The 13,842-nt window shown below is 62.7% G+C and carries 12 protein-coding genes, 1 tRNA gene and 1 pseudogene; 10 read left to right on the forward strand and 4 right to left on the reverse strand.

The genetic code is table 11. The annotated features are described in order from the left end of the window. The first annotated feature begins 20 nt into the window (after window positions 1–20). On the forward strand, window positions 21–659 hold the full coding sequence (locus tag YUU_RS0115450; protein WP_027523205.1) for a class I SAM-dependent methyltransferase: 639 nt from the start codon (window positions 21–23) through the stop codon (window positions 657–659). A gap of 45 nt (window positions 660–704) precedes the next feature. Beyond that, window positions 705–1,070: a hypothetical protein gene (locus YUU_RS0115455; RefSeq protein WP_027523206.1), complete on the forward strand. Its 366-nt coding sequence runs from the start codon at window positions 705–707 to the stop codon at window positions 1,068–1,070. A gap of 167 nt (window positions 1,071–1,237) precedes the next feature. Here YUU_RS0115455 and YUU_RS0115460 read toward each other — a convergent pair. Continuing rightward, window positions 1,238–1,314 (reverse strand) — tRNA-Met (locus YUU_RS0115460). Window positions 1,315–1,802: 488 nt separating this feature from the next. Further along, a complete protein-coding gene (locus YUU_RS0115465; protein ID WP_027523207.1) occupies window positions 1,803–2,693 on the reverse strand; it encodes a LysR substrate-binding domain-containing protein in 891 nt (296 codons plus the stop codon). Window positions 2,694–2,804: 111 nt separating this feature from the next. On the opposite strand from YUU_RS0115465, the gene YUU_RS0115470 reads away from it, so the two are divergent. The 8 genes and pseudogenes from YUU_RS0115470 to YUU_RS0115505 form a co-directional block, all read left to right on the forward strand. Further along, window positions 2,805–3,554 carry an SDR family NAD(P)-dependent oxidoreductase gene (locus YUU_RS0115470; protein ID WP_027523208.1) on the forward strand — a complete coding sequence of 250 codons (750 nt, stop codon included), beginning with the start codon at window positions 2,805–2,807 and terminating at the stop codon, window positions 3,552–3,554. A gap of 17 nt (window positions 3,555–3,571) precedes the next feature. Further along, a complete protein-coding gene (locus YUU_RS0115475) occupies window positions 3,572–4,420 on the forward strand; it encodes a transketolase (RefSeq protein ID WP_027523209.1) in 849 nt (282 codons plus the stop codon). 59 nt (window positions 4,421–4,479) lie between these two features. Then, complete coding sequence (locus YUU_RS0115480; RefSeq protein ID WP_051389757.1) at window positions 4,480–5,433, forward strand: transketolase family protein; 954 nt, start codon at window positions 4,480–4,482, stop codon at window positions 5,431–5,433. Between the two features lie 51 nt (window positions 5,434–5,484). Beyond that, the gene (locus YUU_RS0115485) at window positions 5,485–6,510 is read left to right on the forward strand and encodes a TRAP transporter substrate-binding protein (protein ID WP_027523211.1); all 1,026 of its coding nucleotides are present in this window, start codon (window positions 5,485–5,487) and stop codon (window positions 6,508–6,510) included. Continuing rightward, window positions 6,507–8,375 (forward strand): TRAP transporter large permease subunit, encoded by a 1,869-nt coding sequence (locus tag YUU_RS0115490; protein WP_027523212.1) that lies wholly within the window; start codon window positions 6,507–6,509, stop codon window positions 8,373–8,375. Before YUU_RS0115485 ends, YUU_RS0115490 begins: the two co-directional genes overlap by 4 nt. A gap of 69 nt (window positions 8,376–8,444) precedes the next feature. Continuing rightward, window positions 8,445–10,463, forward strand: coding sequence for a transketolase (tkt, locus tag YUU_RS0115495; protein ID WP_051389754.1), 2,019 nt, complete (start codon window positions 8,445–8,447; stop codon window positions 10,461–10,463). A 122-nt stretch (window positions 10,464–10,585) separates the two neighbouring features. Beyond that, window positions 10,586–11,524, forward strand: a complete 939-nt coding sequence (locus tag YUU_RS0115500) for a D-2-hydroxyacid dehydrogenase (protein ID WP_245288017.1) — start codon at window positions 10,586–10,588, stop codon at window positions 11,522–11,524. Between the two features lie 20 nt (window positions 11,525–11,544). Further along, window positions 11,545–11,757, forward strand: a pseudogene (locus YUU_RS0115505) (aldehyde dehydrogenase (NADP(+))); the annotation flags it as partial. 5 nt (window positions 11,758–11,762) lie between these two features. On the opposite strand, the gene YUU_RS50940 reads toward YUU_RS0115505, so the two are convergent. Together YUU_RS50940 and YUU_RS0115515 are read right to left on the reverse strand one after the other, a co-directional pair. Further along, the gene (locus YUU_RS50940) at window positions 11,763–13,175 is read right to left on the reverse strand and encodes a sensor histidine kinase (RefSeq protein WP_035662418.1); all 1,413 of its coding nucleotides are present in this window, start codon (window positions 13,173–13,175) and stop codon (window positions 11,763–11,765) included. Further along, entirely contained in the window at window positions 13,172–13,837 is a 666-nt protein-coding gene (locus YUU_RS0115515; RefSeq protein ID WP_027523216.1) for a response regulator transcription factor, read from the reverse strand. Before YUU_RS0115515 ends, YUU_RS50940 begins: the two co-directional genes overlap by 4 nt. Window positions 13,838–13,842 lie beyond the last annotated feature (5 nt).

The following is a 13,842-nucleotide window of genomic DNA, read 5'->3' on the forward strand; positions in this document are numbered from 1 at the left end:
CTAATTACAGGGCAGGGGGCATGGCAGCAGATATCTCGCGTGCCGGGGTCGAGAAGGCCTATGGCCGCTGGGCGCCGGTTTACGATCTCGTGTTCGGCAAGGTGTTCGATGCGGGGCGCCAATCGACCATTGCGGAGGCCGACAAGATCGGCGGCCGCATTCTCGACGTCGGTGTCGGCACCGGCCTGTCGCTGTCGGATTATTCGCGCTCGACGAAAATCTGTGGCGTCGACATTTCCGAGCCGATGCTGCGCAAGGCGCAAGCGCGCGTGCGTGCGGAAAAGCTCGGCAATGTCGAGGTGCTCAGCGTGATGGATGCGAAGAACCTTGCATTCCACGACGGCTTCTTCGATGCGGTGGTCGCGCAATATGTCATCACCGCGGTGCCCGATCCCGAAGGTACGCTCGACGAGTTCGTGCGTGTGCTGAAACCGGGCGGCGAGCTGATCCTCGTCAATCACATCGGCGCCGAGAGCGGACCGCGAAAACTGTTCGAACTCGCTTTTGCACCGCTCGCGCGCAGGCTCGGCTGGCGCCCGGAGTTTCCCTGGGACCGCCTCGTCGACTGGCAGAAGCGCCACGGCGGCATCACGCTCGCCGAGCGGCGGCCGATGCCGCCGATGGGGCACTTCTCGCTGATCCGCTACCGCAAATCGTAATGTTCAGAGGCGGAACACGCGGCGCGGCCCGCGCGTTTTCCGTCCATGCGCACGAGATCGAAACTCATTCTCGCAAGCCTTTTGATCGCAGCCTCCGGGCCTGCGATCGCACAGGCTCCGCCCAGCCCGGCGACGCCGCCGCAGGCGACCGCGCCGCCGCCCCCGCAGCGCGCCAGCGACTGCACGCCGACCCAGACGGATCGCCCTCGCGGCACCGTGAAGCCCGATGGCCAGACCACCGGCCAGGCGAGGGAACCACTGGGCGACAAGCTCGCGCAATCCGACGGCGTCCTCTGCCCGCCCACAGGCGTCGACCCCGAAATGCGCGCGCCTGCGCCGGATGTCGGCAAGACCCCGATCATCCCGCCCCCCGGCAGCCCGGGCGGCGATCCCAATGTGAGGCCGAAGTAGGGCTCGTTTCTTCGCCTTTCCTCGCGCGCGAATTTCGGATGAGGGCGTCACCGTCCACCCGAAAGGGCCATGGCAAGGCTTCCAGGTCGAGGTCGGAGACAAGCTTGCCGCGCTAATCGGCGGGGGCCCTCTGCGCAGGCCCACCACAATCAATATTGGGTCATACGTGGTAGCGGGGGAGGGACTCGAACCCCCGACCCCAGGATTATGATTCCCGTGCTCTAACCAGCTGAGCTACCCCGCCACAGGGCTCGCGCGGCCGAAGCGGCCATCTCGCGAACGCGCGGCATATAAGGAAGGGGGCGGCGGGCTGTCAAGCAAAGCGGGTGCGTTGGTGGGGTGATTTCGTGACGGAATCCGGCCCCTTTGGCTCCGAACTCGTCTGCTCCTGGGCACTCCGAGGAGAGCACTATGCACAGGGTCCGAAAATCGCCAATCGGGGAACCGCGATCGTCCTCTGCTCCCGAATGGCCGGCCATTGTCCCATCGCCGGCTTCGCGGTGGACGTTTTCTCCGTTGAGATCGTGTGCGATTTCCCGGGCGTTCGTCCTGCGCCGTGTGCCGTAAGCGCGGGCTCTTAACTAGCTTTGCGCACTGTCTGCAAGAATTCCGCTTAACCTTTTGCGGCGGGCGGCCGTGATGCATGGGGGGTGCAGTGATCAGGACGTTGGTGATCTGCGCCGGACTGTGATCCGACGGGCTGGCCGAATTCGAGCCTGGTGTCGTGAGCGCCTAATTCTTCGAGCGGCCTGAGAGGCCCAATTCCCCGGCGATCCATTTCGTGAACGTGCGGACCGATTGTCTGTGCTTCGCCTGCGGGGGGCAGACCAGATAGTGGCCCACATACGTCACATCTCGAGCATGGCCGGCAAGGGGGGCGACCAATTGGCCGTTCGCGAGTTCGCGCTCGGCAAGCCGGGTGGATTCCAGGGTCACGCCAAGACCGTCGGTCGCTGCAGCTATAGCCATAAAGCTTCGGTCAAAACGAAATCCACCAGGGCTTGGTGCAGAAAGGCCGTTTGCGGCGAACCAGGCGTTCCAGCGGACGCGTTTCTGCTCGCTTTCGATAAGCGCCAGTTTCAAAAGATCCGCAGGCTCGCGGATCGTGCCCGCGAGGGAAGGCGCGCACATCGGGCGCACGGTCTCCTCGCCAAGCGGCAGCACCGACAATCCCTCTTGCCGCGGCGGCCCGTAGCAAATGTCGACATCGAACTCATCGTTGCGAAAATGCGGATAGTCGACGCCGGCGGCCAGCCGTACCTCCAGTTCAGGATGTTCCTCTATCAACCTTCGCAACCGCGGCATGAGCCACTGCGCCGCCATGCTCGGCGCACAGTGAAGCCGCAACAAGTTGGATGAGCGCGCGCTCGCGACCTCGAGGCCATGTCTTAGCTCGTCGAATCCACAGGAGACCCGGCGCAAGAGCGCATCGCCCGCCGGACTCAGCCGGACATTGCGTCCTTCCCGCTCAAAAAGCGTCGTTCCGATCTGATCTTCGAAGGTTCGGATCGCGTGGCTGACTGCACTCGGCGTCAGTGCCAATTCGGTCGCGGCCGCGCGAAATGATCCGGTGCGTGCAGCAGCCTCGAAAACTCTCAACGCTCCGAGAGGAAGCTTGGACATGCCACAGGTGAGCACAGTTCACCTATTAGTGCAAATTTCGCCTATTTTCGCGTCACACCGCCCCGACCATAGTCCGCCCCCAACAAACAAGCTCTCTCGGAGGAAACAAGTATGCTTCTTGCAGGCAAGACTGCGATCATTTCTGGCGCCGCTGGGGCGCGCGGCATCGGCTTCGCTACCGCAAAAACGTTCGCGCAAAATGGTGCGCGCGTTGCGATCCTCGACATCGACGGCAAGAGCGCGGCCGGCGCCGCAGCCGAGCTCGGCACGAACCATGTCGGCGTTGCCTGCGATGTGACCAACAAGGCCGACTGTGAGCGCGCCGTTGCCGACGTTCTCAAAGCGTTCGGCCAAATCGACATTCTGATCAACAATGCCGGCATCACCCAACCGGTCAAAGTGTGGGACATTTCGTCGGAGGATTGGAACCGCATTCAAGACGTCAATCTGCGCGGTGTGCTTTTTCTTTCGCAGGCGGTGATGCCGCATATGCGGAACCGCAAGTCCGGCGCGATTGCCTGCATGTCCTCCGTCTCCGCCCAGCGCGGTGGCGGCATTCTCGGCGGCGCGCATTATTCGGCAGCCAAGGCCGGCGTGCTCGGCCTTGCCAAGGCGATGGCGCGCGAGCTCGGCCCCGATGGAATCCGCGTCAATTGTGTTACGCCAGGTCTGATCCAGACCGACATCAACGCGGGCAAGATCTCCGACGAAAAGCGCAAGGAGATTATCGACGGCATCCCGCTTGGCAGGCTCGGCGTGCCGCAGGATGTTGCCAACATCTATCTCTTCCTGGCCTCCGATCTCTCCGCCTACACGACGGGCGCGGTGATCGACGTCAACGGCGGCATGCTCATCCACTAGGGCAGGGGAGGGAACTCATGGAAGATGCCGCTTCGCGCATCAACGAGCCCAGCCTTGCAGAGCGCGCGTATCGAATCCGCCGCAACGCGGTGCGGATGGGTGAAGTGCAGGGCCAAGGCTACATCGCGCAGGCCCTCGACATCGCCGACGTGCTGGCAGTGGCCTATTTCCACGCCATGCGCTACCGGCCCGAGGATCCTGCCTGGGAAAAGCGCGACCGTTTCCTGCTCTCGAATGGCCACTACGCCATCGCGCTCTACGCCGCACTGATCGAGGCCGGGATCGTTCCGGAAGCCGAGCTCGAGACCTACGGCTTCGACGACAGCCGGCTGCCGATGTCCGGCATGGCGAGCTACACGCCCGGCATGGAAATGTCGGGTGGCTCGCTCGGCCTCGGCTTGAGCATTGCCGTCGGCATGTGCCTGGGTCTGAAGCGAAAGGGCTCCGACAGCCGCGTCTACACGCTGTTTTCCGACGGCGAACTCGACGAGGGCTCCAAGTGGGAGGCGATGATGTCCGCCGCTCACTACAATCTCGACAATCTCATTGCGATCGTCGACGTGAACAACCAGCAGGCCGATGGGCCGTCCAAGCAGATGATGGGCTTTGAGCCGCTCGCGGACAAGATGCGTGCGTTCGGCTGGTTCGTGCAGCGCGTCGATGGCAACGATCTCAACGCGGTGGTTGCCGCGTTCGATGCGGCCAGGACGCACGAGGGCGCAAGGCCGCGCATGATCATCGCGGATACCCTGATGGGGAAGGGCATTCCATTCCTTGAGGCGCGCGAACGCAATCACTTTATGCGTGTGGATGCACACGAATGGAAGCTGGCGCTGGAAGCTCTCGACGAAGGGAGGCGTGCGTGAAGCCGGTCTCGAATACGACAAGTTCTACTGCTGCCAAACCGCGGCTGACCACCTCGGCGATGATCGCCTCGATCGCTGCCGAAGGGCAGCGGACAAAGCCGGCGCCGTTCGGCCATGCGCTGATCGAGGTCGCACGGCAGCGTCCCGACATCGTCGGGATGACCGCGGATCTCGGCAAATATACCGACCTTCACATCTTTGCGAAGGAATTTCCCGACCGCTACTATCAAATGGGCATGGCCGAACAGCTCCTGTTCGGAGCTGCATCAGGCCTCGCAGCAGAAGGCTTCACGCCGTTCGTTACGACCTACGCGGTGTTCGCGTCTCGCCGGGCCTACGACTTTATTCATCAGACGATCGCGGAGGAAGACCGCAACGTCAAGATCGCCTGCGCGCTTCCTGGTCTCACCTCCGGCTACGGACCGAGCCACCAGGCCGCCGAGGATCTCGCGCTGCTTCGCGCGATGCCCAACATGACCGTGATCGATCCTTGCGACGCCCACGAGATCGAGCAGGCGGTGCCGGTGATCGCTGCCCATCAGGGGCCGGTTTATATGCGGCTGTTACGCGGACAGGTGCCGCTCGTGCTCGACGAGTACGGTTACAAGTTCGAGCTCGGCAAGGCAAAGCAGCTCCGTGATGGCGCCGACGTCCTCTTCATCTCCTCGGGCCTGCTCACGATGCGCGCGCTGGAAGCTGCAAAGCAGCTTGAGGCCGACCGCATCAGCGCCGCCGTGTTGCATGTCCCAACCATCAAGCCGCTCGATGTCGAAACGATCGTGGAGACCTGCCGCAAGCCGGGCCGGCTCGTTGTCGTTGCCGAAAATCACACCGTCATTGGCGGTTTGGGTGAGGCGGTCGCGGCAGCCCTGATGCGAGCTCGCGTCCATCCTGCGTTCCATCATATCGGATTGCCGGACGAATTCCTCGCTGCGGGCGCGCTGCCGACGCTGCATGACCGTTATGGCATCTCGACGGAGGCGATCTGCGCGTCAGTCAAAAAATGGCGATGAAGGACCAACCTTCCGCAATACACATCACAAGACAACATTAGGGAGAACGAAATGACCAAGGAAACGAAGAAGGGCTTGACTCGCCGTGCGGTGTTGGCCGCCGGTGCCTCCATTCCGCTGGTGTCGATCCTGTCAAAGCGCGGTGATGCCGCGGAGTTCACTCTCAAATTCGCAACCGGACAGGACCCGTCCCACCCGGTCAACAAGCGTGCGCTCGAGGCCATCGATCGGATCAAGCAGGCGACCGGCGGGCGCGTTGAAATCAATCTGTTTCCCGCCAATCAGCTCGGCTCCGACATCGACCTTCTCGGTCAGATCCGCAATGGTGCCGTAGACTTCCTCAACATCGGTGCCTCGGTTCTCGCCACGCGGATTCCGACCGTCGGCATCGTCAACACGGGGTTTGCCTTCGCCTCTTACGACGATGTCTGGAAGGCGATGGACGGCGATCTCGGAAAGTTCGTCAAAGCCGAGATCGAGAACACCGGCACGCTTCAGGTGTGCAAATCCTGGGACAACGGGTTCCGCCAGCTCACATCCTCGACCCGCGAGATCAAGACACCCGATGACCTCAAAGGGTTCAAGATGCGGGTTCCGCCTGCTCCGATTCTCACCAACCTGTTCCAGGCGCTTGGTGCCGGCCCGACGCCGATCAACTTCAACGAAGTCTATTCCGCGTTGCAGACCAAGATCGTCGAAGGCCAGGAGAACCCTCTCGCGATCATCGCCACCGCCAAGCTCTACGAGGTGCAGAAGTATTGCAGCCTCACCAGCCACGTGTGGGACGCCTACATCGTTCTCGGTAATCCCCGGACGTTCTCACGCTTTTCGACCGATGTGCAGGAGATCGTCACACGCGAGCTGAACAAGGCGGGAGAAGACGAGCGAGCCGATATCGCGGCGCTTTCCAAGTCGTTGCGGTCGGACCTGACGGCCAAGGGTCTCAATTTTGTCGAGGTCGACCAAGCGGTGTTCCGGTCCGCACTTGCCAAGACCAAATTCTATTCGGACTGGCACGCAAAGTTCGGTGAGAAGGGGTGGACGATTCTCGAGCAGGCGGTTGGCAAGCTCGGATGAGTATCGCCCACGCCAAAAGCGCAGCGGTCGTCGCCACGGGACCGGCGCTGGCGTCCATACTGGACCGATGGCTTACGCTGATCACCGAGCCGCTGGCCGCTTTCGCAGTCACGGCCGAGATCGTTATCCTGCTCACAGGCGTCGTGTCGCGTTTCGTCTTTAACAATCCGCTGACATGGTCGGATGAGCTGGCGTCGATCACGTTCCTGTGGCTTGCAATGTTGGGCTCCGCCATTGCGCTCCGGCGTGGCCAGCATATGCGCATGACGGCACTGGTTGAGCGGACTTCGGGTGCGACACAGGAATTGCTCGAAGCAATGGCGACGGCTGCGCCCGCGCTCTTTCTCCTTCTGATCCTCGCGCCTTCGATCGATTTCGCAGAGGATCAGAGCTTCGCATGGACGCCCGCGCTCGGACTGAACGACAGCGTTCGCGCGGCGGCTGTGCCGACGGGCGTGGTGCTGATGCTGGCTGCCAGTCTCGTGCGCTGCATGCGGCTCGGAGTTCGCGAACTGTTGCTGGCAATTGCGGTTCTGGCGGCTCTGGCACTCTGTCTTTACTGCCTCGGTCCCTGGATCGTTGCGATCGGCAACTGGAATCTGTTGCTGTTCTTTGCACTGCTTCTGGGCGGAGGCGTTCTTGCGGGAGTGCCCATTGCCTACTGCTTCGGCCTTGCGACCGTCGCCTATCTCATGGTCGCGACCACGACGCCGCTGCAGGTGATCCCGGGGCGTATCGACGAAGGCGTGAGCTCGCTCATCCTGCTCGCGGTGCCGCTGTTCGTCCTGCTCGGCTATCTCATCGTGATGACGAAGATGGCGGCGGCCATGGTGAACTTTCTCGCCGCACTAGTCGGCCACGTGGAAGGCGGGCTCGCCTATGTGCTGCTCGGGGCCATGCTGCTGGTCTCGGGAATTTCCGGTGCCAAAACCGCTGATATGGCGGCCGTCGCACCCGTGCTCTTCCCAGGCATGAAGCGGCGGGGCATTCATGAGGGCGAACTGGTCTCACTGCTGGCGGCCTCCGGCGCCATGGCGGAAACAATCCCGCCGTCGATCGTGCTGATCATCATCGGTTCTGTGACCGGTGTGTCGATTGCCGCGCTCTTCACCGGTGGCATTCTGCCCGGCATCGTGCTCGCTCTTGCACTCGCCCTGGTCGCGCGGCGTCGGATGTCCGAAGGCGCCGGCACCGACCGCGGTGTGACATCATTGCGCGAGATTGGTCGCAGTTTCGTTATCGCAGCGCCCGCTTTGGCCCTGCCGATCGTCATCCGCGCTGCCGTGACGGAGGGCGTTGCGACAGCGACCGAAGTTGCCACGATCGGCATCGCCTACACTATCATCGTCGGAATCATCGTCTACCGCTCGTTCAACCTGCGTGAACTCTATCCCGCGCTGGTTGGAACGGCGGCACTGTCCGGCACCATTCTGTTCATCATTGGCACTGCGACCTGCATGTCCTGGGCGCTGACGCAGTCGAACTTCTCGCATACGCTGGCGACGGCGCTCGCGCATGCTCCCGGCGGATATTATGGCTTCCTCGTCGGTTCGATTGCGCTGTTCATCGTGCTCGGCAGCGTGCTCGAGGGCATCCCCGCCATGGTGCTGTTCGGGCCTCTGCTGTTTCCGGTCGCCAAGCAGCTTGGCGTGCACGAAGTGCATTATGCGATGGTTGTGATCCTGGCGATGGGGATTGGCCTTTTCGCACCGCCTTTCGGCCTTGGCTATTACGCAGCCTGCTCGATCGGGCAGGTCGATCCGAATGCCGGCCTCAAGCGCATCTGGAGCTATCTTGCTGCGCTGGTGGTTGGCCTCCTGGTCGTCGCTTTCGTTCCCTGGATTTCGACTGGATTCCTCCCGTGACGCGCCGGACGCGCGTTTGACCCGGCAGCCTCCGTTCGGCGGAGGCTGCGCCGAACTGGTATTTTTCCGATGTCCGTTCACTCTTCCGTTGCTTCACCTGTCGCGCAAGCGTCGGCCGATCTGGACACGCGGATGGCTGATGCCATTCGTTTCCTGTCGCTCGACGCCATCGAAAGGGCGTCCGACGGTCATCCCGGTGCGCCGCTCGGCTGCGCCGAGATTGCGACCGCGCTGTTCACGCAGCATATCAAGTGCAATCCGCTCGATCCGCTCTGGCCGGATCGCGACAGGTTCGTCCTGTCGAACGGTCACGGCTCGATGCTGATCTATGCGCTGCTGCATCTGTCGGGCTATGCCGCCTTTCCGATCGAAGAGATCAAGCGTTTCCGCGAGCTGGGCTCGCACACGCATGGCCACCCCGAACGAGCGCCCGAGCTCGGCATCGAGGTCACGACCGGTCCGCTCGGGCAGGGCATCGCCAATGCGGTCGGCATGGCAGTCGCGGAAGCCTGGCTCAATGCAACGTTTGGCGATGGAATCGCCAACCATCGCACCTACGCGATCGTCGGCGATGGCTGTCTCCAGGAAGGGATCGCCCACGAGGTGATTTCGCTGGCGGGCCATTTACGCCTTGGCAAGCTCTGCTTCCTTTGGGACGATAATCGGATGACCGATGACGGTCACACGGATTTCTCGATCTCGGAAGATGTCCGCGCGCGTTTCCGCATCGCCGGTTGGCATGTCATCGATGCAAACGGACACGATATCGACTCGGTTTCCGCGGCGTTGCTGCTCGCCAAGGAAGACCCGCGCCCGACGATGATCGCTTGCCGCACCACCATCGGCAAGGGCTTGCCGCGTCTGGAAGGCCAGCGCGGAGCCCACGGCGGTCGTGTGTTCGCGAGGGATCTGGAGGAAGCGCGTGTGGCCGCTGGTTGGACCGCCGGACCATTCGAGGTTCCAGGCGATGTTGCGGATGGCTGGAAGGCTGGCGTACTCGATCGCAACTTGCCGACATACGAGGCGTGGCGCGCGCGCGTCGCAGCGATGTCGCCGGAGAAGCGAACCCTCTTTGAGCGTGTGATGGCCGGCGATCTGCCAAGCGGCTGGATCGATACTCTCGCCGCATGGCGCCGCAAGGTCGCGGTCGAACGACCGAACCGCTCCACGAACGAGGCAACCGCCGACATCGTGGCGCAGCTCGCCGAAGCGATCCCCGAACTGATCGCAGGCGCACCGGATCTCGAAGGACCGACCGGCTGCAAGCGTTCGCTTCACGCTTTCACACCGGAGAATCCCGCCGGTCGATATGTCCACTATGGTATCCGCGAGCACGCCATGGGGGCCATGATGAACGGCATGGCCGCGCATGGCGGCGTGCTGCCGCTTGGCGCAACCTATCTGGTGTTCTCCGACTATATGCGGCCGGCGCTGCGAATAGCGGCGCTCATGGAATTGCCGGTCGTGACCATTTACAGCCACGACTCCATCGGCATCGGCAAGAACGGTCCGACTCATCAGCCGGTAGAGTATCTGGCGGCGCTGCGCGCAATGCCGAATATGGCGGTCTTTCGGCCGGCCGATCATGTCGAGGCCGCCGAATGCTGGGAACTCGCGCTGCAGCGCAAGCGCGGGCCGTCCTCAATGATCTGCTCCCGGCAGGCCTTGCCGCCGGTGCGTGACGACGATGGTTCGGTGAACCGCTCGGCACGCGGGGCCTATCTACTCGCTGAAGCAGAGGGCGCGCGGCGCGTTACTCTTCTCGCGACGGGCTCGGAGGTCCAGATCGCGCTGGCGGCGCGAACCATCTTGCAGGCAAAGGGAATGCCGACCTCGGTCGTTTCCATGCCGTGTTGGGAATTGTTCGAGGAGCAGGATGAAGCTTATCGCGAGAGCGTCCTCGGCAAGGGCATCCGGGTCGCGATTGAAGCAGCGGTGCGCTTGGGCTGGGACCGTTGGATTGGGGAGCGTGGCGGTTTCATCGGAATGTCGAGTTTCGGGGCGTCGGGCCCAGGCGACGAGCTCTTCGCCCATTTTGGCATCACGGCCGAGAAGGCAGCTGAATTGGCATTGAGGTTGCTTCGCTAACCGCCAGCCGGCGCGGGAGCACGTAATCTCCGCGCGCAAGGCCGGCACATTCGACAACTGACCGTGAGACCAAGATGACCATATCGGAACCAGTGCGCGTTGTTTTTCTTGACCGGGACACGATGCCACCAGACGTTCACCTGCGGGAGCCGTTCTTTCCGCATGAATTGCGGGAGTATGGCGCGACTGCACCCAAGGACGTCGCCGCACGGATCGCGGACGCCCATATCGTGATCACCAACAAGGCGCCGGTGCGACGTGCCGAGCTGGAAGCGGCGCCGAACCTGCGCTTCATCGCCATTGCAGCGACCGGCTCGGATGTCGTCGACATCCGCGCGTGCGAAGATCGTGGCGTCGCCGTTTCCAATATTCGCGGCTATGCGGTGAACACGGTTCCGGAGCACACCTTCGCATTGATCTTCGCACTACGTCGCAGCCTGACCGCCTATCGCGATTCCGTTCGCAATGGCCGTTGGCATGAATCCGGCCAGTTCTGCTATTTCGACTTTCCCATCCGCGACCTGGCCGGATCGACGCTTGGCATCATCGGAGATGGGACGCTGGGCCGCTCCGTTGCTGACATAGGCCGCGCACTTGGAATGCGCGTGTTGTTCTCCACGTACAAAGGCGTGGAGGGCATGGGTCCGCTCTATACCCCGTTCGAAGAGGTCTTGCGGACATCCGACGTCATCACGTTGCACGCGCCGCTGATGCCGGCAACGCGCAACATGATCGCGGCATCCGAATTCGCGATGATGGAACGCCGTCCACTCCTGATCAACACCGCGCGCGGCGGCCTCGTCGACGAGGTCGCGCTTGGCGATGCACTCCGCTCCGGTCAGGTTTCCGGAGCGGGATTCGACGTCGCTACCGTCGAACCGCCCTCAAGCGATCATCCGCTGATGCAGTTGGTAGGAATGCCAAACTTCATCCTGACGCCGCACGTCGCATGGGCAAGCCGCGAGGCCGTACAGGCGCTTGCCGACCAGCTCGTGGACAATATCGAGGCCTTCTGGGGCGGCAAGCCGCGCAATCTCGTCACCGTGGTTCCGTCGAAATGATTCCGCGCTGCGCGGCGCCCGGCGTCGAAGTCGCGCACGCGATGGTGCACGGCGGACCGTTTCCGGCGACGTCGGATTCGCGCACGACATCGGTCGGGACGCTCGCCATCCGCCGGTTCCTGCGGCCGGTCTGCTATCAGGATCTGCCCGTGGACCCTTTGCCTCCGGCGTTGCAAGACGGCAATCCGCTTCATGTCCCGCGACTGATCGATGGACGTTTGACGCTGGAGTGATCTGGTCAGGGCATTGGTCCTGCGGGGAAGCTCACTGTAACGGCCAGGCCGCAGCCGTCGACGTTGTCCGTCAGTTCGATCGCGCCGCGCCCCTGTCGCAGCAAGGTCCGGACGATGGACAGCCCGAGCCCGGAACCAGCCGGACGATCGGCTGCCGGAACACGATAAAAGCGATCGAATACCCTTTCCCGATGCTCGGCAGCGATGCCGGGTCCGTTGTCGGCGATCCTCACTGCATATCCGTCGCTGAGTGCGAGCACGCTGACGACGACTGACCCGCCTTCTCGGTTGTACCGGATCGCGTTGTCGATCAGGTTGGTCAGTATGTCGTGCAGTGTCGAGGAATCTACGCTGACGAGCGCGCATTCCACGGCGGTATCAAATGCCAGATCGACGTTCTTGGCTGCCGCAAATGGCGCCATCATTCCAACTGCCTCGCTCGCGCTCGCAACGAGATTGGTCTGCGTGACATGAAAGCTGGGTTCGGTGACTGTGGCCTGTTCTGCGCGGGCCATCGCGATAAGCTGGGCGACCAGCCGATCGAGATGTTTGGTAGATCGTTCGATCTCGGCAATCGTATCGATGTTGTCGGGCAAGTGTCCCGCATCACGTTGCAGCAGCGCCAAATGAACTCGCAGTGACGCAAGCGGCGTCTTCATCTGGTGCGACGCGTCGGCTATGAAATCACGGATCAGCTGGATCGCTGCCTCGAGCCGCGCGAAGAGCTCATTCATCGCCCGAACGGGCGGATGCGCCTCATAGGGAATGTTCTCGAGCTCGAGCCGACGGAGGCCCGTTCCGGTGCCGAATTGCCGGGCGTCGATCTCACGTCCGAGATCCACAAGCGGCGCAAGTCCGCGACGGACCGCGAACCAGCCCAGCGCGGCGGCGGTGGCGATGATGCCGATTTCCAGCGCGGCGAGAGCGAGGAGAAGCTCGCGCTTCGCCGCGGTTCGTGCTTTCGTCGTCTCCGCAACCTGAACCAGGACGGGCAGAGGCTTGCCATAGGTGGCCTGAGTCGTGGCCGCAATGCGCACCGACATATCCTTGTAGCGAGCGTCGAAATGCTTGATGGTGCCGAGCGGAATGGCGGTCGGATCCGCGCGCGGCAAGTCCTGGTAGCCCGTGACTGGCGTCTGCTCGTAAGAAACGCTGTAGTAGACGCTGTCGTTGGCCCGCGTTTCGAGCATTCCAAGAGCGACTTGTGGAAGATCGACGGAGATCTCCCCGTCTTCCACGGCGATCCGCTCGGCGATCGCTTTCACCGAGCCATCGAGTACACGGTCGTAGGCCGTTTCGATGGTCTGGTTGATGAGCACCAGGCCGGCAAGGCCAAGGGCCGCAGCCAACGCGCTAGTTGGAATGAGCAGGTTGAGCAGGAGTGCGCGGCGCAGCGACGGTGCGCGTTTCGGTGTCACCTATCCTCCATGAGATAGCCGAGACCTCGGACCGTCTTGATCATGGGGCCGTCGGGAGCGAGCTTCTGCCGCAACCGAGCGATGTAGAGTTCGATCGCGTTCGGAGCTACGGGCTCGTCGAAGCCGAAAACCTCGGAAATCAGCCGCTCCTTTCGCACGAGCCGACCCGCATGCGACATAAGGATCTCGAGCACGGTGACTTCGCGCCGGCGCAGAATCAATGGCTTGCCGGCCAGTGTCGCCGTCGCAGAAGAGGTCTCGAACATCAAGGCCCCGCATTTCAGGACCGGATCGAGACGACCCTTGCCGCGCCGCACCAATGCCTTGACCCGCGCCTCGAACTCGTCAAGGTCGAACGGCTTCGTGAGATAGTCGTCGGCCCCGAGGTTGAAGCATCTCACCTTGTCTTTGACCTCCCCAAGTGCGGTGAGAATCAGAATCGGCACTTCGCAGCCATTGTTGCGCAGCCTGCGAAGCACTTCCTGACCCGGCAAATCCGGCAGGCCCAGGTCGAGTATGATGAGCGAATACGCCTCGGATGGGGCAATCTCGATGGCTGCCGTACCGCTCGCTTCGTGATCGACGGCGACGCCGGCGTGTGTCAGGGCCTTCTTGAGGCCCTTTACCAGCGACAAGTCATCCTCGACGATCAGGATACGCAAGACGA

The sequence above is a fragment of the Bradyrhizobium sp. Ec3.3 genome (genome assembly GCF_000472925.1).
In the GTDB taxonomy this organism is placed as follows: domain Bacteria; phylum Pseudomonadota; class Alphaproteobacteria; order Rhizobiales; family Xanthobacteraceae; genus Bradyrhizobium.

Coding starts and splice junctions, on each gene's coding strand:
- YUU_RS0115455 (WP_027523206.1), top strand. CDS start 705: ATGCGCACGAGATCGAAACTCATTCTCGCAAGCCTTTTGATCGCAGCC.
- YUU_RS0115485 (WP_027523211.1), top strand. CDS start 5,485: ATGACCAAGGAAACGAAGAAGGGCTTGACTCGCCGTGCGGTGTTGGCC.
- YUU_RS0115480 (WP_051389757.1), top strand. CDS start 4,480: ATGATCGCCTCGATCGCTGCCGAAGGGCAGCGGACAAAGCCGGCGCCG.
- YUU_RS0115465 (WP_027523207.1), bottom strand. CDS start 2,693: ATGTCCAAGCTTCCTCTCGGAGCGTTGAGAGTTTTCGAGGCTGCTGCA.
- YUU_RS0115500 (WP_245288017.1), top strand. CDS start 10,586: ATGCCACCAGACGTTCACCTGCGGGAGCCGTTCTTTCCGCATGAATTG.
- tkt (WP_051389754.1), top strand. CDS start 8,445: ATGTCCGTTCACTCTTCCGTTGCTTCACCTGTCGCGCAAGCGTCGGCC.
- YUU_RS0115470 (WP_027523208.1), top strand. CDS start 2,805: ATGCTTCTTGCAGGCAAGACTGCGATCATTTCTGGCGCCGCTGGGGCG.
- YUU_RS0115490 (WP_027523212.1), top strand. CDS start 6,507: ATGAGTATCGCCCACGCCAAAAGCGCAGCGGTCGTCGCCACGGGACCG.
- YUU_RS0115450 (WP_027523205.1), top strand. CDS start 21: ATGGCAGCAGATATCTCGCGTGCCGGGGTCGAGAAGGCCTATGGCCGC.
- YUU_RS0115475 (WP_027523209.1), top strand. CDS start 3,572: ATGGAAGATGCCGCTTCGCGCATCAACGAGCCCAGCCTTGCAGAGCGC.